The organism is Rhizobium sp. WYCCWR 11152 (assembly GCF_013087615.1).
Lineage (GTDB): Bacteria > Pseudomonadota > Alphaproteobacteria > Rhizobiales > Rhizobiaceae > Rhizobium > Rhizobium indicum.
In genome coordinates, this window is the sequence record NZ_JABFCP010000011.1 from 628,268 (window position 1) to 644,308 (window position 16,041).

The window sequence follows — 16,041 nt, forward strand, 5'->3', positions numbered from 1 at the left end:
CTCAGGCTCGCTTTAACTGTTGATAGAGGCGGACCATCGCCGGCCGGAACATGTATTCCAGCGCGCCGGCAAAGAGGATCACCAGACCCTGGATGACCAGGATCATCTCGCGGGTGATATTCGGCATTTCGAAGGAAACCCAGTCGCCGCCTTGGTAGAGAATACCGAAGAGGATCGCCGCCATGATGATGCCGAGCGGATGGTTGCGGCCCATCAGCGAGACGGCGATGCCGACGAAGCCGGCACCACCGACGAATTCGACCTGCAGACGGGCCGACGAGCCCATGACGGGGTTCAGCGCCATCATGCCGGCGAGCGCGCCGGAGAGCAGCATGGCGATGATCACTGTGCGGGCATAGGGGATGCCGGCATAGGTGGCCGCCGTGGGGCTGACGCCCAAGGTGCGCATCTCGAAGCCGAGCTTGGTGCGCCAGACGAGCAGCCAGACGAGGTAGCTGACGACGAGCGCAATGATGAAGGAGACGTTGAACGGGGCAGCCCCCAGCTTGGCGCCGAACAGCTGCATCACCCAGCCGAGCTTCGGCAATTGGCCGCCTTCGAGGAAGGTGCGGGTTTCCGGCGCCATTTTGCCGGGCACGATCAGCACATGCACCAGGAGATACACCATCAGTGCTGCGCCGATATAATTGAACATGATCGTCGTGATGACGATGTGGCTGCCGCGTTTTGCCTGCAGGAAGGCCGGGATGAAGGCCCAGGCCGCGCCGAACAACCCGGCGCCGACGACGGCGATCGGCATCGTCACATACCACGGCACGTAGCGATCGAGCGCCAGCGCCACCAGCGCGCAGCCGAGGCCACCGAGATAGGCCTGGCCTTCGGAACCGATGTTGAAAAGGCCCGCATGGATCGCCACCGCGACGGAAAGGCCGGTGAAGATGAAGCTCGTCGCGTAATAGAGCGTAAAGCCGATGCCTTCGCCGTTGCCGAGCGCGCCCTGGATGAGCAGCGACAGCGCATCGAGCGGGCTCTCGCCGATCAGCCAGACGACGAAGCCGGAGATCAGGAAGGCGACGGTGAGGTTCAAAAGCGGGATGAGGCCGTAGTTGATCCAGTTTGGTAGCGGAACGGAAGCAGTGCTCATAAAGGCCTCACGCGGCAATGCCGGCCATCATCAGGCCGAGGGTCTGTTCACCGGCATCGGGCGTCTTCTCGCCGACGACATGGCCGGCAAACATGACAAGGATACGGTCCGAAAGGGAGCGGATTTCATCGAGTTCGACGGAGACGAGCAGGATCGCCTTGCCCGCGTCGCGCATTTCGATGATCCGTCGGTGGATGAATTCAATGGCGCCGATATCGACGCCGCGTGTCGGCTGGCCGATGATCAGCATCTTCGGATCGCGTTCGATCTCACGGGCAACGACGATCTTCTGCTGATTGCCGCCGGAGAAATTCGCCGTCTTCAGCCGCGGGTTCGGCGGACGGATGTCGTATTTCTCGATCTTCTCCATCGCATCCTTGCGGATCGCTTCGAGATCGAGCAGCGGGCCTTTGCTGTAGGCCGGGCGGCGATGATAGCCGAGCACGGAATTTTCATATTCCTCGAATTTCAACACCAAACCCATATGGTGGCGGTCCTCTGGAATATGAGCGAGGCCGAGATCACGCAGGCGGGCGGGATCGGCCTTGTCGATCGTCTGGCCGTCGAGAAGAATTTCACCGGAGGTCGGTTTTCGGATGCCGGCAATCGCCTCCAGCAATTCGGACTGGCCATTACCGGCGACACCGGCGATGCCGACGATCTCACCAGCGCGCACGTCGAAGGAGACATTGTCGACCATGGTGACGCCACGATTGTCCTTGACCGTGAGGTTGCGGACGGACAGCACGGCGGCTTGCGGGTTCGCCTCGCCCTTCTGCACACGCAGCAGCACGCGGCGGCCGACCATCAGCTCGGCGAGCTCCTCCACCGTTGTTTCCGCCGTCTTGCGGGTCGCGACCATCTCGCCGCGGCGCATGACCGAGACCGAATCGGTGATCGCCATGATCTCGCGCAGCTTGTGGGTGATGAGGATGATCGTCTTGCCCTGGTCGCGCAGTACCTTGAGGATACGGAAGAGATGATCGGCCTCTGCCGGCGTCAACACGCCGGTGGGCTCGTCGAGGATCAGGATCTCGGCGCCGCGATACATGGCTTTCAGGATCTCGACACGCTGCTGCAGGCCGACCGGCAGCTCCTCGATCAGCGCGTCCGGATCGACCTCCAGGCCATATTCCATTTCCAGCCGCTTGAGCTCGGCACGGGCCGATGCGACGCCCCTCGCCAGCAGCATGCCGCCTTCGGCGCCAAGCATGATGTTCTCGAGCACCGTGAAATTATCGACCAGCATGAAGTGCTGGTGCACCATGCCGATCCCGGTGGCGATCGCCGCCTGGCTGTCGCGGATGGTGACGGGATTGCCGTTGACCCGGATCTCGCCGCTATCGGCATGGTAGAAACCATAAATGATCGACATCAGGGTCGATTTGCCGGCGCCGTTTTCGCCGATGATGCCGTGGATCGTCCCCTTGGCAACGGTGAGGTTGATGTCCTTGTTGGCATGGACGGCACCGAATTTCTTGTCGATGCCGACAAGCTCGATAGCGGGCTTATCTGTCACTGCAGACTCCAAATAAGAAAAGGGCGTATGGCGAAAATCCCCTCCGCCATACGCCCGATCTCAATCGTCGATCACATTCGGGCGCGGATCACTTCGGGCAAGCGTTGTCCGAGGTGTAATCGTGAACCTTGACGGTTCCCGCGATGATGTCGGCCTTGGCCTTGTCGACGGCAGCCTGCATTTCCGGTGTGATCAGCGACTTGTTGTTGTCGTCGATCGCGGCGCCAACACCGTCTTCCTTGACGCCGAGCGCCTGGACGCCAGCGGTGAACTTGTCGTTCTTGGTGTCGTTGTAGGCATTGTAGACAGCGAGGTCGACGCGCTTGACCATCGAGGTCAGGACCGAGCCCGGATGCAGATGGTTCTGGTTGGAGTCGACGCCGATCGACAGCTTCTTGTTGTCGGCGGCCGTCTGCAGAACGCCGAGACCGGTGGCACCGGCTGCCGCATAAACGACGTCAGCGCCTTGGTCGATCTGGTTCTTGGCCAGCTCGCCGCCGCGGACCGGGTCGTTCCAGGCAGCGCCCGTGGTGCCGGTCATATTCTGGAACACTTCGATATCGGCCTTGACGGAGCGGGCGCCCTGCTCGTAGCCGCATTCGAACTTGCGGATCAGCGGAATGTCCATGCCACCGACGAAGCCGACCTTGCCGGTCTTGGAGGCCATGCCGGCGAGAACGCCGACGAGGTAGGAGCCTTCTTCTTCCTTATAGACAACCGAGCGGACGTTCGGCTTGTCGACGACGGAGTCAACGATGATGAATTTGGTATCCGGGAATTCGGCTGCAACCTTCTCGATGGCCGAGGTCCAGGCGAAGGAAACGGCAACCACTGGATTGAAACCGCGGCTTGCAAAGTTGCGGATGGCCTGTTCGCCCTGAGTGTCGCCCGTCGGCTCGAAGTCGCGATAGGCAATGCCGGTCTCGGCCTTGAACTTCTCGGCACCGTTATAGGCCGCCTCGTTGAAGGACTTATCGAACTTCCCGCCGGTGCCGTAAACCAGCGCCGGCTTGACATCGGCGGCAAGCGCCGTCGTCGACATGGCAGCCACGGCAAAGAGAGTGAGAAGGGATTTTTTCATTGTGCAGCCCTGTTGTTGCTATTCGTTAGGGGTCCTCCCGCAAGCCCTTTCCGGGCATGTCTGCGGAACCACCGACCTCCCCCCGGAGGCCTGGCTGCGTGCATCCTTGCATGGCTCACGGAAAAATTCACCAGAAATTTTTCAGGCGGTAAAGATTTGCAGCGATTGCCAAAAATCAGCTCTTCGGGACTGATTTTTGGACATTCTCTCCCTCAGAATGCGGATTTTCTAGCCAGTCCGGCGGTAAATACCGAGGTCGAAGAGCGGGCGACGCCACAGGGATTTCTCGCCGGATCGCGCCGGCAAAACCACCTTGCTATGCAGTAAAGCGACCGGCTACCGGCGGCTTCTTGTAGCCGATCATCCACAGAAGCAGCGCGATCACCAGGAAAACGGCAAAGGCCGGCTGGAGCATCAGCCACTGGAAGATGAGAGTGTAGAAACGCGGGTGGATATAATAGGAAAGGGAGGATTGCAGCGACGTCAGCGTTGTCGGGCTGACATCCTGCCAGGCATCGGAGATCGGCGTCATCACCACGGAGGACGCCGCAACCGATTGGATCGAATCGATGGTCCCGGCAATAACGGCCGCCGCAAGCGCGACAAGACTCGCCAGACGCAACAGGAAACGCATCAATTCCTCCGACGCTCGATATGCCGGACAATTCCGGCCGGCCGCGCCATTCTCCACCTTAGAGAATTACATAGTCATCGATGAGGTGAAGCACAATGGAGTGGCCGAGGCGAGTTTTATCGCAAGAAGTCAAAAAACTGTTAGATTTCGGTTGATCGGCAAAAATTCATCGGTATATATCGCGCCGTTCCGACGATTTGCTCCTATCCGGGCGCGAACGCCAAAAAAGGACAGGTGGCCGAGTGGTTTAAGGCGCACGCCTGGAACGCGTGTGTACGTGAAAGCGTACCGTGGGTTCGAATCCCACCCTGTCCGCCATATCCCTCGTTTTTCAATATTGATTCAAACCGTATCGAGAGCGGGACGCGGAAGCGTTTTTGGCGGCACGCTTCGATAGAACAAGCTGGTCGTCCGCATATTCTCAAACTCGCTGAAGCAGGGCGCGTCCAATCGGCTTCGGGTTCTCGCTGCGCAACACCAGAGATGTCGTCACGGCCCCGAAACGCGCGATCGTGTCCACGATCGTTTCCAGCTCTCCCGGCGACGGAAGCAGCACCTTCAAAAGAAAACAGTCCTCTCCAGTGAGGCGGAATACTTCCATGACCTGCGGCATCTCCGCGAACTGTTTTAGACAGGATTTGATATGCTCATGCGTCGTGCGCAAGCGAAGCACAGCCGTCATTCCAATTCCCAAAGCGGTGGGGTCGATGCGGGCGGCGTAACCGACAATGATGCCGCGGTCTTCCAGCCGCTTGACCCGTTCCGATGCTGCCGGCTGAGAGAGCCCGACCCGCCGACCGAGTTCGGAAATTGCAATGCGTCCATTTTCCTGCATCGCTTCGATAATGGCGATATCGGTTGGATCGAGCAGTACCCGATTGTTTTCCTGAAAAGCCATGGGATCACCTTGAAATCATCGGAAAGAGACGCGGTTTTCCGATGATCATTCATTCCGAAGCAAATGAAAATGCATCATTTTCATCTGCGCGGATGATCAGAGGAAAAGACATGGAGGACATCATCATATTGCCGGGGATTGGCGGTTCGGGCGAGGCTCATTGGCAAACACGCTGGGAAAGGTCGAGCCCGGACATGCGGCGTTTCCAACCGGCCAATTGGGAAAAGCCCGATCTGGCGGACTGGATTTCAGCCCTGGAGCGCGCCGTCGGCGCATCGGCAACCCCTCCCCTGCTGGTCGCCCACAGCCTTGCCTGTCTGCTGGTCGCTCATTGGCAGCAGGTTTCTTCGCTTGCCGTTGCCGGAGCGTTTCTAGTCGCGGTCCCGGATCCGCAGTCCGCGTCATTCCCTGAGGAGGCGGCCGGATTCGCCGATCCGCCGTCGCAAAAGATGCGCTTCCCCACTCTGATCATCGCAAGCACCGATGATCCTTTCGGCACGCTCGACCATGCCCATGCGCGAGCAGATCTGTGGGGCAGCGGCCTTGTCGCTATCGGTCCTTTCGGCCATATCAACGGGCAAAGCGGCCTTGAAGACTGGGGCCAGGGAAAGGCCTTGCTGACGGCGTTTTCCGCCGGATTGGCAAAATCTGATTGGACTTAATCTTGTTTTCGAGTTCACGATCAAATGGCTCAAACGGGCCTTTGCCTGTGCTGGATGCGTCGAGACGGAGCAACGAAATGCTCCGCTCGCAAGCGTGCGTTCAAGGCTCATCGAGCCTGTCTTTTCCGACCGCGCGGCGAGATTTAAAGCGCCCAAAGATTCCTGAATTTTTACCATGCGGCTTCACCGCGTCTTTGCACGTTTGGGTTTACCGTCTGCAAAATTAAAAAACAGAGGTAAAACAGGTGCAAGAACTTTCGGTAAAGTCGAAGATCATCAAATCCGTCTATTTCAGCCAGGACGACGGACGGCTACGGATTTGTTTCAAGAATGGCGAGGAACGTCTATTTGCAGGCGTTCCCTCCTCGGAAGTGCACGCGATGACGGTGGCGCCGTCTCCCGGCCATTATTATCTCGACCGGATCAGAACCCGGTTTCGCAGATTGGCAGCCTGAAAAACCCGAAGGATAGCTTGTGCGAAATCGGGACGAGGCCGGTGGATATTAACCGGCTGTTAGCCCTCGATATCATCTGGGTTGGATCGCCCCTGCCGGAAAGCGCCAACGTGTCGGCGCTGCCGGCCTGTTCAAGGTCGGCCAGCCGGGAGGCTCGGCGGCGGACCCCAGCCAGGAAGTCGAGCCTCCCCGTCACGGGTGCTCGTTGAGCTTAGTGGCGAAACACATGAGCGGCTTTCGGACGCCGCTACGCCCCTGCTGCCTGATTGAGATGACCCCGGGCCGTTACGACCAATCATCCCCTAGGCTAGCGAATAGGGGCTAATCCTGTGAAAAACCCAAATTATCGCATCCGGACTCGACAATGCTTTATTAGAATGATTGCATAAATCGGGATAAAGACGGGGGTAACGATGTTCGAGAATCTGCTTGAGATGCAGGAGCGTGGCGCACGGGACCGTGCGCGTGGCCGCAGTCTGGCCGACAATCCGATGTCGAAGCCGGATATCCTGCCGATCGCCGACTTCCAGGAGTGGTACTCGATGTTCGACGCCTGGCGCTTCGGTTGGTCGATCGAGGATGCGATGGCGGGGCACATCAATATGCCCCGGGACAGCGGCACATTGGCCCAGACCTACACCAGAACGGTCTGATCGATCCTGTCCTCGGCGCCGAAGAATTTCAGGTAGCGTTCGACCTCGGCCGGGTCGCCGGTCGCCTTCTGCGGGTTGTCGGAGAGCTTCACCGCCGGACGACCGTTGGCGTCGCTGACCTTGCAGACGACGGAGATCGGGTTGAGGCCGGAGATCTCGATCGGCGCGCAGCCGGAAAAATCGTTCGTCAGGTTCGTGCCCCAGCCGAAGCTCATGCGCACGCGGCCTTCGAAATGCCGGTAGGTATCGATGATGGCGTCGACATCGAGACCATCGGAGAAGATCAGCAGCTTCTGGCGCGGATCGCGGCCCATCTTCTTCCACCAGTCGATAATCTTCTCGCCGCCTTCGATTGGCGGGGCACTGTCCGGGCGGAAGCCGGTCCAGTCGGCGACCCATTCCGGTGCGTCGCGCAGGAAGGCGGCGGTGCCGAAGGCATCCGGCAGGACGATCAGCAGGTTGCCGCCATAGAGCTTGTTCCAGTCGCGCAGGATCTTGTAGGGCGCGTTGCGCAGTTGCTCGTCGGTTTCGGCAAGGGCGGCGGCCACCATCGGCAGCTCGTGAGCATTGGTGCCGACGGCCTCGAGATCGGAATCCATCGCCAGCAATACGTTGCTGGTACCGGCAAAGGCCGGGCCGATGCCTTCCTTCAGCGCCTCGACGCACCAGCGCTGCCAGAGGAAACTGTGGCGGCGGCGGGTGCCGAAATCGGAGATACGTAGGCCCGGCAATTCCTTCAGCCGTTCGACCTTCGACCACATCTTCGCCTTGGCCCGGGCATAGAGTACATCGAGGGTGAAGGGACCGAGCGCCTTCATCGCCGAGCGCGACCGCAGCTCGTTGACGATGGCAAGCGCCGGGATCTCCCACATGGTGGTTTCTTTCCACGATCCGTGGAAATCCAGCACATATTGCCCGTCCTTCTTCGACAGCTCGTATTCGGGCAGCTGGAAATTGGAAAGCCAGGCAAGGAATTCCGGCTCGAAGATCTGGGCGCGGCCGTAGAAGCTGTTACCCGCAAGCCAGATCATCTCCTTCTTGGAGAGTCTCAGCGTGCGGGCATGATCGAGCTGCTCGCGCAATTCGCCTTCGTCGAGCTCATCGGCGAGACGCACCCGTTTGGTGCGGTTAATCAGGGTGAAGGACGCGTTCACGTCAGGATAGAGCTTCCAGATCATCTGCAGCATCAAAAGCTTGTAGAAGTCGGTATCGATCAGACTGCGGATGATCGGATCGAGTTTCCAGGCGTGATTGTAGACGCGTCTTGCGATATCGGTCCTGGCCATCAAACTCCCGCCCCTGTCCACTCCGGTCAGGTGCTGCCAAATTCCCGGGTACTGCCAAGTTCCCAGCCGGCGCACAAATCCGGCTCGTGCGCCTTCTTATCGAAAAATCAGCAGACAAAGTCCAGACAAAACAATAAACGTCCCGCAGCAGTGGCGCGGCGGGACGTGAACATGATTTCGCTCACGTTTACTGGGCTGGCGTTGCGGGCGCCACATTCGGAGCAGCCGGCGTGGTGTTCGGCGTTTCGGTTGGAACGGCAGTGCCGTTCTGTAGCGCCGGCGCGGGGGCCAGAGCAGGCTGCTGCGACTGAAGCTGCTGGCCTGGCTGCTGCGGTGCCACCTCATTTGCCTCGCGATTTCCCCAGATCTCGACCGGTATCCAAACCACGAAGGCAAGCACCAGCGCGACGATCAGCACCGTCAGGATGCGATAACCCGTGCGTCCCTGCCTTGCCTTCACGGGCGGGATCAGCTCTTCCTTGTGAAGCTTGCCATCCGACTTTTCCCAGCGTGTTTCGGTCTGATGGGCCATCATCGTCTCCTTCCGCTGTCTTAACCGGCCGATCCGGCCGCGAAGAATTTCCGCGGAGGAAACGGGTGGCAGTCTGGAAGGTTCCGAAAGCTCAATAGCCGGCGGCGCGGTCGACCACGAATTGCAGCGGCTCGCCGCGCTCGAAACGGCCGATCTGCGTCTCGACATGACGGAACAGCGCGTTTTCTTCGGAGACGGCCGCGTCGTGCGGCGTGAGGAAGACGTTCCGCAATTCCCACAGCGGGTGGTCTGATGCAAGCGGCTCCGCCTCGAAGACATCGAGGGAAGCCCCGCCGAGAGTGCCGTCACGAATGGCGGAGACGATATCGGCCTCGACCTGGCTCTTGCCGCGGCCGGCATTGATGAGGACCGGCTGCCCGAGCGCGCCGTTGCGGCGCAGCTTCGCAAACAGCCGGGCGTCATAGAAGCCTGATGTGTCAGGCGTCAGCGGCAGCAGGCCGACGAGGATGTCGGTCCTTGCGAGGAAACTATCCAACTCGCTGGCATCGAAGGTTTCGACGCCATCGATCTGCTTGCGGCTGCGTGACCAGCCGATGACGTTGAACCCCATCACTCTCAGCTTGGTGACCGCATCCTGCCCGAGAATGCCAAGACCCATGACGCCGACCGTCACCTCTGCCGCCTCCGGCGCGATCAGCTTGGCCCATTCACGTTGCCGCTGGTGGCTGTCATGGGCGTATTGGCCGCGCAGATGCATCAGGCATTGCATGACCACCCATTCGCTCATGCGGGTCGTCAGGCTGCGGTCGACGAAGCGGACGATCGGGATCTCGGGCAGATCGGCCATGCCGATGATGTGGTCGACGCCGGCGCCGCCGGAGAAGATCACTTTCAGGTTCGGCGCCCGTTTGAAGAGATCGGCATCCGGTTTCCAGAGAAGCGCGTATTCGACCGCTTGGAGATCGCGTGCCCGATTGCCCGGATCGGCGAGATTGATGCTGCCGCGGTCGGCAAAGGCGGCCTTCAGCACGCGAGCGATGCCTTCGGGATTGAACTTGATGTCGACGAGAATGGGAGGACGGGCGGACATGATCTTCTTTACTGCTGTACGGCGGGTGTCGGCACCGCCTCGATGTTGAAAGCGGCGGCCATCAGTGCCCGGGTGTATTCGTCCTTCGGCGCGCGGAAGACTTCGGCTGACGGGCCCTGCTCCACCACCTTGCCGAACCGCATGACGATGACGTCGTTGGCGAGCGCCTTCACCACCTTCAGGTCGTGGCTGATGAAGAGATAGGCGAGATCGTGCTTCTTCTGCAGATCGCGCAGGAGATCGACCACCTGCGCCTGCACGCTCATGTCGAGCGCGGAGGTCGGCTCGTCGAGCATGACGAAGCGCGGTTTCAGCACCATGGCCCGGGCGATGGCGATACGCTGGCGCTGGCCGCCGGAGAATTCGTGCGGATAACGCCAGCGGGTCAGGGGATCGAGACCGACCTCCTCCAGGGCCCAGCAGACGCGCTGGTCGCGTTCTTCTGATGTCAGCGAGCGCTCGTGCACTTTAAGGCCTTCGGCGACGATATCGCCGACCGACATGCGCGGGCTCAGCGATCCATAGGGATCCTGGAAGACGACCTGCAGCTGGTTGCGCAGTGGCCGCATCTCGCTAAATGAATAGCCGGCTATATCCTTGCCGACAAAGGCAATTCGCCCTTGCGAGGAGATCAGCCGGGTGAGCGCCAGGCCGAGCGTGGTCTTGCCCGAGCCCGACTCGCCGACGACGCCGAGGGTCTGGCCGGCGCGCAGCGAAAGATCGATGCCGTCGACTGCCTTGACGTGATCGACGACGCGGCGCATCAGCCCTGATTTGATCGGGAACCAGACGCGGATATCCGAACCTTCCATCACCAATGGTTTCGACGGATCGGCCAGCGGCGGCTCGCCGCGCGGTTCGGAGGCAAGAAGGTGCCGGGTATAGTCGTGCTTCGGATTGGAAAAGACGTCCTCGACGGTGCCGGTTTCGACGATCTTGCCCTTGGTCATGACGCAGACGCGATCGGCGAATTTGCGGACGATGCCGAGATCATGGGTGATGAACAGCAGCGACATGCCGTGGACGGCCTTCAACTGCCGGAGCAATTCGAGGATCTGCGCCTGCACGGTGACATCGAGGGCGGTGGTCGGCTCGTCGGCAATCAGCAGCTCCGGCCGGTTGGCGAGCGCCATGGCGATCATGACGCGCTGTCGCTGGCCGCCTGACAGCTCGTGCGGATAGGCCTTCAACCGCTTTTCCGGTTCGCGGATGCCGACCTGGTTCAGCAATTCCAGGACGCGCTCACGCGCCGGCTGGCCGGTGAGGCCTTGGTGGAGGGCGAGGATCTCGGCGATCTGCTTCTCGATCGTATGAAGCGGATTGAGCGAGGTCATCGGCTCCTGGAAGATCATGGTGATGTCATTGCCGCGCACTTCACGCAGTTCCCGCTCCGACGCCTTCAGGAGGTCCTTGCCCTTGAAGAGGATTTCGCCGGAGGGATGGCTTGCCGAGGGATAAGGCAAAAGCCGCAGGATCGAGTTGGCCGAAACCGATTTGCCGGAGCCGGATTCGCCGACGAGCGCCACGACCTCGCCTTTGGCGATATCGAAGGAGATGTGATCGACGGCAAGCGAGGTCTCGCCGCCCTGATGAAAGGCAACCGAGAGATCGCGGACGGAAAGCAGCGGTTCTGGCATGTCACTCATTGAAACGTCTTCCTCGGATCGAAGGCATCGCGCACGGCTTCGCCGATGAAGATCAGCAGGGAAAGCATGATCGACATGGCAAAGAAGGCCGTCAGCCCGAGCCATGGCGCCTGCAGATTGGTCTTGCCCTGCGCGATCATCTCGCCGAGCGAGGGGGAGCCTGGCGGCATGCCGAAGCCGAGGAAATCGAGCGAGGTCAGCGTCGTGATCGAACCGGAGAGGATGAAGGGCAGGAAGGTCAGCGTCGCGACCATGGCGTTCGGCAGCAGGTGGCGCCACATGATGGTGCGATTGTTGACGCCGAGCGCGCGGGCGGCGCGGACATATTCGAAATTGCGGGCGCGCAGGAATTCGGCGCGCACGATGCCGACGAATCCGACCCAGGAAAACAGCAGCATGATGCCGAGCAGCACGAAGAAGCCGGGCGGCAGGAGTGCGGCGATGATCAGCAGGATGTAGAGCACCGGCATCGACGACCAGATCTCGATGAAGCGCTGCAGCAGCAGATCGGTCCAACCGCCGAAATAACCCTGCACCGCACCCGCCGTCACACCGATGATTGCAGAGCAGATGGTCAGCACCAGGCCGAAGAGCACCGATATGCGAAAGCCGTAGATGACGCGCGCCAGCACGTCGCGCGCCTGATCGTCAGTGCCGAGCCAGTTGAGATTGCCGAGGGTGCAATCCGGATCGTTCACCCCTTGCGGGTAGCCGGCGCAGCGCTCCTCCTTCGTCATCAGCCAGAAGGGGGCGGTGGGGGCCGAATGCGGAATGTTGGAATTGACCGAGCGGTAGGAATAGCGGATCGGCGGCCAGATCATCCAGCCATTGGCATTGATTTCGTCCGTTATGACCGAGGAACGGTAGTCGGTTTCGGCCAGGAAGCCGCCGAACTTCTCCTCGGGATAATCGACGAGGACAGGGAACAGGATCTCGCCCTTGTAGGAAGCGATGATCGGCCGGTCGTTGGCGAGGAACTCGGCAAACAGGCTGAGGATAAACAAGACCATGAACAGCCACAGCGCCCAGTAACCGCGGCCGTTCGCGCGGAAATTCTGCCAGCGGCGAATGTTGGTCGGCGAGAGCAGGCCTTTGCGCGGCGGCTTGACGGGTGTTGCGACAGCGGGATTTGCGGCGGCGTCCATCAGACATCCCTCCGCTCGAAATCGATGCGCGGATCGATCCAGGTGTAGATCAGGTCGGAAACCAGACTGACGACGAGGCCGAGCAGCGAGAAGATGTAGAGCGTGGCGAAGACGATCGGGTAATCCCGGTTGATGACCGAGAGATAGCCGAGGCGACCGAGGCCATCGAGTGAGAAGATGTTCTCGATCAGCAGCGAGCCGGTGAAGAAAGCGGAAATGAAGGCGCCGGGAAAACCGGCAATGATGATCAGCATGGCGTTGCGGAAGACATGGCCATAGAGCACCTGCCGCTGGTTCAGGCCCTTGGCGCGGGCGGTGACGACATATTGCTTCTTGATCTCCTCGATGAAGGAATTCTTGGTCAAAAGCGTCGTCGTCGCGAAGGCGGACAGGGAAAGCGAGATCAGCGGCAAGGTAAGGTGCCAGAAATAATCGAGCGGCTTCTGCCACCAGGCCAGCTGATCGAAATTGTCGGAGACCAGGCCGCGCAGCGGAAACCAGTCGTAGAAGGAGCCACCGGCGAAAAGCACGATCAGGAGAATGCCGAACAGGAAGCTCGGTACGGCATAACCGACGACGATGACGCCCGATGTCCAGACATCGAAGGTCGATCCGTCCTTGACCGCCTTGCGGATGCCGAGCGGGATGGAAATGGCATAGGAGAAGATCAGGATCCAGATGCCGAGCGAGATCGATACCGGCAGCTTTTCTTTGACGAGTTCGAGCACGGAGGTGTTGCGGAAGAAGCTCTCGCCGAAATCGAAGCGGATGTAATTCCACATCATTTCGCCAAAACGGGTCAGCGGCGGCTTGTCGAAACCAAACTGCTTTTCGAGCTTGGCGATCAGTTCCGGATCGAGCCCCTGAGCACCGCGATATTTCGATCCTTCGTCGCTGCCGCCGCCGCTGAGGAGATCGCCACCGCCGGATAGACGCTGGTCGGCACTGTCGGCCTGACCGGTCAATTGGGCGATCACCTGCTCGACGGGACCGCCGGGCGCGAACTGAATGACGATGAAAGAGATGGCCATGATGCCGACGATAGTCGGGATCATCAGAAGCAGGCGGCGAAGAATATAGGCGCCCATCAGCCTTCAGCCTCCGGGAATGCTTTTCCTGTCTGCCTGCCGTCCAGTCTCATGCCGCTCAATCCGCCAGCCTTCCCTTGCCGGCCCTGCCGGCTTGTCGTGATTCGCTCGTGCCATTTGGAGCCGAGGGCCCCTGCATTGCAAGCCCGCTCATTTTACCGAGGTCGACCACCAAGCATCGGGGAAGCCAAGGCTGTAGGCCGGAAACTCGGCCGGATGCGTGACCGTGTTCCAATAGGCGATGTTATAAGTATCGCGGTAGAACAGCGGGATGACGTAGTGATTTGCAAGCAAGACCCGATCCATGGCCTTGATTGCTGCGATCTGCTCGTCGCGGTTCGGCGCGAAGATAATCATGCGAATGAGCTCATCAACGGCTTGGTTGGCTATGCCGGCATAATTGCGGGAACCCTGCTGATTGACCGAACCAGATCCCCAATAGTCGGCTTGTTCGTTGCCCGGATTCATGGTCTCCGCCCAGACATTCCAGATCATATCGTAGTCGAAGCTGCGTTCACGGTTGACAGACTGCGACGCGTCGACTGTCCGGATCCGCGCATCTATGCCGATTTTCCTGAGATTGTTGGCATAAGGCACCGCCCAGCGCTCCAACATGGGGCTCGACAACAGGATCTCGAAACTCATCGGCTGGCCGGTCTTGGTATTGACCATGCGATTGCCCTTAAGCTCCCAGCCGGCTTCTTTGAAAAGCGCAATCGCCTTGCGAAGGTTATCGCGGCTCTTCTGCGGATCGCCGCCGACGGGATTGGTATAGGGCGTGGTGAAGATTTCTGCCGGCACCTTATCCTTCATGCCCTGCAGAATTTCCAGTTCTCTACCCTGCGGCAGGCCGGAGGAGGCGAGTTCGGTATTCCAGAAATAGCTGTCGATGCGTTTGTAACTGTTAAAGGCAACCGTGCGGTTCAGTTCCTCAAAATCCAGACCATAGTTCAGCGCCTCGCGGACCCTGATGTCCTTGAAGAGGTCACGTCGCATGTTGGGCACGAGAGCCTGCATGATGCCGGTGGCGCGCAGCGGGTTTGCAACCTCCTCTTTCTTGACACGTCCTTCCTTCACTGCGGGAAAATCATATCCCGTCGCCCAGCGGGCAGCCGTGGTTTCCTGCCAGTAGTCGCTGTTGCCGGCGCGAAAGGCCTCGAACTCGACATCCCGATCACCGAAATAGGTGTAGTTGACGTTGCGGAAATTGTTCTGGCCGACATTCACATTGAGGTCCTTGCCCCAATAGTCGTCGCGTAGTTCATAGCGGATTGTCGCGCCTGGCGAGAAGGAAGCAATCTTGTAGGGTCCCGAACCCATCACGGGCTCGAGCGTCGTCTTTGAAATATCGCGTGGCTTGCCGTCCGGTCCCTGCCCCTCCCACCAATGTTTCGGCACGACCACCAACTGGCCGAGAATATTCGGGAGCTCCCGGTTGTTCTTCTCGTCGAAGGTGAAGGTGACGTCGCGGTCGCCGGTCTTTTCGGCCTTCGCGACGTGGCGGTAATAGTTCGCCGTGAGGGGATTTAATTCCTTCGTCTTATCCAGACTGAAGATGACATCCTCGGGCGTGACCGGCTGACCATCCGCCCATTTCGCTTCCTTGCGCAGGCGGAAGGTCGCGCTCGAGACGTCGTTGGGAAAAGACAATCCCTCGGCAAGCAGACCGTAGGAGACGAGCAGCTCGTCGTCGGCGGGCTTCATCAGCGTGTCGTAAACGAGCGTCAAGCCCACTGCCGCCTGGCCTTTAGCGAGCAGCGGGTTGAAGGTGTCGAAGGCGCCGCTTGCGGAGAGGCGCAGGTCTCCGCCTTTCGGTGCATCGGGATTGACGTAGTCGAAGTGCGCAAAGCCCGGCTTGTACTTCATCTCGCTGATGACCGAGCTCCCGATCAGAAACGGCTGATCCTGAGCCGTTGCCGTCATTGGCGCCAAGGCACCCGCAAGCGATAGAAACAAACCGATCTTCGACCACAGAGCCGCCATTCACGCTTTCCCCTGATTATTGATGGGTTCGACAATACGAAAAATACGGGCGAAAAACAGGAGAGAGTTTGGTTTTTGCCGGGCGCGCGAAATTTTGAGCCGTGGGTCCGTGTCAAGGCGTCGGCTCTTCGAGCCAGCTTGGCGCCATGCGGGGCAACTCTGCGACGAGGGATCGTAGGCGGCGACGATGATGCGGCAATCGGTCACCGCCGCTTGCCCGCGTCGCCAGCCAAAACATCGATTCACCAAAGTTGCTTTTCACGATAGGTTCGATCGCAAATCACTTCGGCAGCGGCTCAAGGG

The 16,041-nt window shown here is 60.0% G+C and carries 15 protein-coding genes and 1 tRNA gene; 4 read left to right on the top strand and 12 right to left on the bottom strand.

The window, feature by feature from the left end:
* Position 1 precedes the first annotated feature (1 nt).
* The 4 genes from G9X67_RS24715 to G9X67_RS24730 all read right to left on the bottom strand — a co-directional run bounded on the left by G9X67_RS24715 (position 2) and on the right by G9X67_RS24730 (position 4,339).
* Positions 2–1,105, bottom strand: coding sequence for an ABC transporter permease (locus tag G9X67_RS24715; protein ID WP_138388477.1), 1,104 nt, complete (start codon positions 1,103–1,105; stop codon positions 2–4).
* A 7-nt stretch (positions 1,106–1,112) separates the two neighbouring features.
* Positions 1,113–2,624 carry an ATP-binding cassette domain-containing protein gene (locus G9X67_RS24720; RefSeq protein WP_171599911.1) on the bottom strand — a complete coding sequence of 504 codons (1,512 nt, stop codon included), beginning with the start codon at positions 2,622–2,624 and terminating at the stop codon, positions 1,113–1,115.
* Positions 2,625–2,712: 88 nt separating this feature from the next.
* Positions 2,713–3,705, bottom strand: a complete 993-nt coding sequence (locus G9X67_RS24725) for a BMP family ABC transporter substrate-binding protein (RefSeq protein WP_029873712.1) — start codon at positions 3,703–3,705, stop codon at positions 2,713–2,715.
* 316 nt (positions 3,706–4,021) lie between these two features.
* Positions 4,022–4,339 carry a hypothetical protein gene (locus G9X67_RS24730; RefSeq protein ID WP_003544459.1) on the bottom strand — a complete coding sequence of 106 codons (318 nt, stop codon included), beginning with the start codon at positions 4,337–4,339 and terminating at the stop codon, positions 4,022–4,024.
* A 228-nt stretch (positions 4,340–4,567) separates the two neighbouring features.
* On the opposite strand from G9X67_RS24730, the gene G9X67_RS24735 reads away from it, so the two are divergent.
* Positions 4,568–4,657 (top strand) — tRNA-Ser (locus G9X67_RS24735).
* A 103-nt stretch (positions 4,658–4,760) separates the two neighbouring features.
* On the opposite strand, the gene G9X67_RS24740 is transcribed toward G9X67_RS24735, so the two are convergent.
* Positions 4,761–5,237, bottom strand: coding sequence for an Lrp/AsnC family transcriptional regulator (locus G9X67_RS24740; RefSeq protein ID WP_138388479.1), 477 nt, complete (start codon positions 5,235–5,237; stop codon positions 4,761–4,763).
* A 41-nt stretch (positions 5,238–5,278) separates the two neighbouring features.
* Between G9X67_RS24740 and G9X67_RS24745 the strand changes: the two genes are divergently transcribed.
* From G9X67_RS24745 to G9X67_RS24755, 3 genes are all read left to right on the top strand, one after another.
* On the top strand, positions 5,279–5,899 hold the full coding sequence (locus G9X67_RS24745) for an alpha/beta hydrolase (RefSeq protein ID WP_171599912.1): 621 nt from the start codon (positions 5,279–5,281) through the stop codon (positions 5,897–5,899).
* 245 nt (positions 5,900–6,144) lie between these two features.
* Positions 6,145–6,354, top strand: a complete 210-nt coding sequence (locus tag G9X67_RS24750; protein ID WP_138332131.1) for a KTSC domain-containing protein — start codon at positions 6,145–6,147, stop codon at positions 6,352–6,354.
* Positions 6,355–6,767: 413 nt separating this feature from the next.
* The gene (locus tag G9X67_RS24755) at positions 6,768–7,007 is read left to right on the top strand and encodes a CrpP-related protein (protein WP_003544454.1); all 240 of its coding nucleotides are present in this window, start codon (positions 6,768–6,770) and stop codon (positions 7,005–7,007) included.
* On the opposite strand, the gene pncB is transcribed toward G9X67_RS24755, so the two are convergent.
* From pncB to G9X67_RS24790, 7 genes are all read right to left on the bottom strand, one after another.
* Positions 6,989–8,293: a nicotinate phosphoribosyltransferase gene (gene pncB / locus G9X67_RS24760; protein ID WP_012759708.1), complete on the bottom strand. Its 1,305-nt coding sequence runs from the start codon at positions 8,291–8,293 to the stop codon at positions 6,989–6,991. The genes G9X67_RS24755 and pncB overlap by 19 nt on opposite strands.
* 187 nt (positions 8,294–8,480) lie before the next feature.
* Positions 8,481–8,828: a hypothetical protein gene (locus tag G9X67_RS24765; protein ID WP_171599913.1), complete on the bottom strand. Its 348-nt coding sequence runs from the start codon at positions 8,826–8,828 to the stop codon at positions 8,481–8,483.
* Between the two features lie 88 nt (positions 8,829–8,916).
* On the bottom strand, positions 8,917–9,876 hold the full coding sequence (locus tag G9X67_RS24770; RefSeq protein WP_171599914.1) for a glyoxylate/hydroxypyruvate reductase A: 960 nt from the start codon (positions 9,874–9,876) through the stop codon (positions 8,917–8,919).
* 8 nt (positions 9,877–9,884) lie between these two features.
* On the bottom strand, positions 9,885–11,522 hold the full coding sequence (locus tag G9X67_RS24775; RefSeq protein WP_171599915.1) for an ABC transporter ATP-binding protein: 1,638 nt from the start codon (positions 11,520–11,522) through the stop codon (positions 9,885–9,887).
* The gene (locus G9X67_RS24780; RefSeq protein ID WP_171599916.1) at positions 11,519–12,667 is read right to left on the bottom strand and encodes an ABC transporter permease; all 1,149 of its coding nucleotides are present in this window, start codon (positions 12,665–12,667) and stop codon (positions 11,519–11,521) included. Before G9X67_RS24780 ends, G9X67_RS24775 begins: the two co-directional genes overlap by 4 nt.
* Positions 12,667–13,755, bottom strand: a complete 1,089-nt coding sequence (locus G9X67_RS24785) for a microcin C ABC transporter permease YejB (protein WP_012759703.1) — start codon at positions 13,753–13,755, stop codon at positions 12,667–12,669. The genes G9X67_RS24780 and G9X67_RS24785 overlap by 1 nt, the downstream gene beginning before the upstream one ends.
* A gap of 150 nt (positions 13,756–13,905) precedes the next feature.
* Positions 13,906–15,738, bottom strand: a complete 1,833-nt coding sequence (locus G9X67_RS24790) for an extracellular solute-binding protein (RefSeq protein ID WP_138332127.1) — start codon at positions 15,736–15,738, stop codon at positions 13,906–13,908.
* Positions 15,739–16,041 lie beyond the last annotated feature (303 nt).

What these genes read in the sequence shown, in the direction of transcription:
- G9X67_RS24770 (WP_171599914.1), bottom strand. Translation starts at nt 9,876, where the DNA reads ATGTCCGCCCGTCCTCCCATTCTCGTCGACATCAAGTTCAATCCCGAA.
- G9X67_RS24790 (WP_138332127.1), bottom strand. Translation starts at nt 15,738, where the DNA reads ATGGCGGCTCTGTGGTCGAAGATCGGTTTGTTTCTATCGCTTGCGGGT.
- G9X67_RS24725 (WP_029873712.1), bottom strand. Translation starts at nt 3,705, where the DNA reads ATGAAAAAATCCCTTCTCACTCTCTTTGCCGTGGCTGCCATGTCGACG.
- G9X67_RS24755 (WP_003544454.1), top strand. Translation starts at nt 6,768, where the DNA reads ATGTTCGAGAATCTGCTTGAGATGCAGGAGCGTGGCGCACGGGACCGT.
- G9X67_RS24780 (WP_171599916.1), bottom strand. Translation starts at nt 12,667, where the DNA reads ATGGACGCCGCCGCAAATCCCGCTGTCGCAACACCCGTCAAGCCGCCG.
- G9X67_RS24765 (WP_171599913.1), bottom strand. Translation starts at nt 8,828, where the DNA reads ATGATGGCCCATCAGACCGAAACACGCTGGGAAAAGTCGGATGGCAAG.
- G9X67_RS24785 (WP_012759703.1), bottom strand. Translation starts at nt 13,755, where the DNA reads ATGGGCGCCTATATTCTTCGCCGCCTGCTTCTGATGATCCCGACTATC.
- G9X67_RS24730 (WP_003544459.1), bottom strand. Translation starts at nt 4,339, where the DNA reads ATGCGTTTCCTGTTGCGTCTGGCGAGTCTTGTCGCGCTTGCGGCGGCC.
- G9X67_RS24740 (WP_138388479.1), bottom strand. Translation starts at nt 5,237, where the DNA reads ATGGCTTTTCAGGAAAACAATCGGGTACTGCTCGATCCAACCGATATC.
- pncB (WP_012759708.1), bottom strand. Translation starts at nt 8,293, where the DNA reads ATGGCCAGGACCGATATCGCAAGACGCGTCTACAATCACGCCTGGAAA.
- G9X67_RS24715 (WP_138388477.1), bottom strand. Translation starts at nt 1,105, where the DNA reads ATGAGCACTGCTTCCGTTCCGCTACCAAACTGGATCAACTACGGCCTC.
- G9X67_RS24745 (WP_171599912.1), top strand. Translation starts at nt 5,279, where the DNA reads ATGATCATTCATTCCGAAGCAAATGAAAATGCATCATTTTCATCTGCG.
- G9X67_RS24775 (WP_171599915.1), bottom strand. Translation starts at nt 11,522, where the DNA reads ATGAGTGACATGCCAGAACCGCTGCTTTCCGTCCGCGATCTCTCGGTT.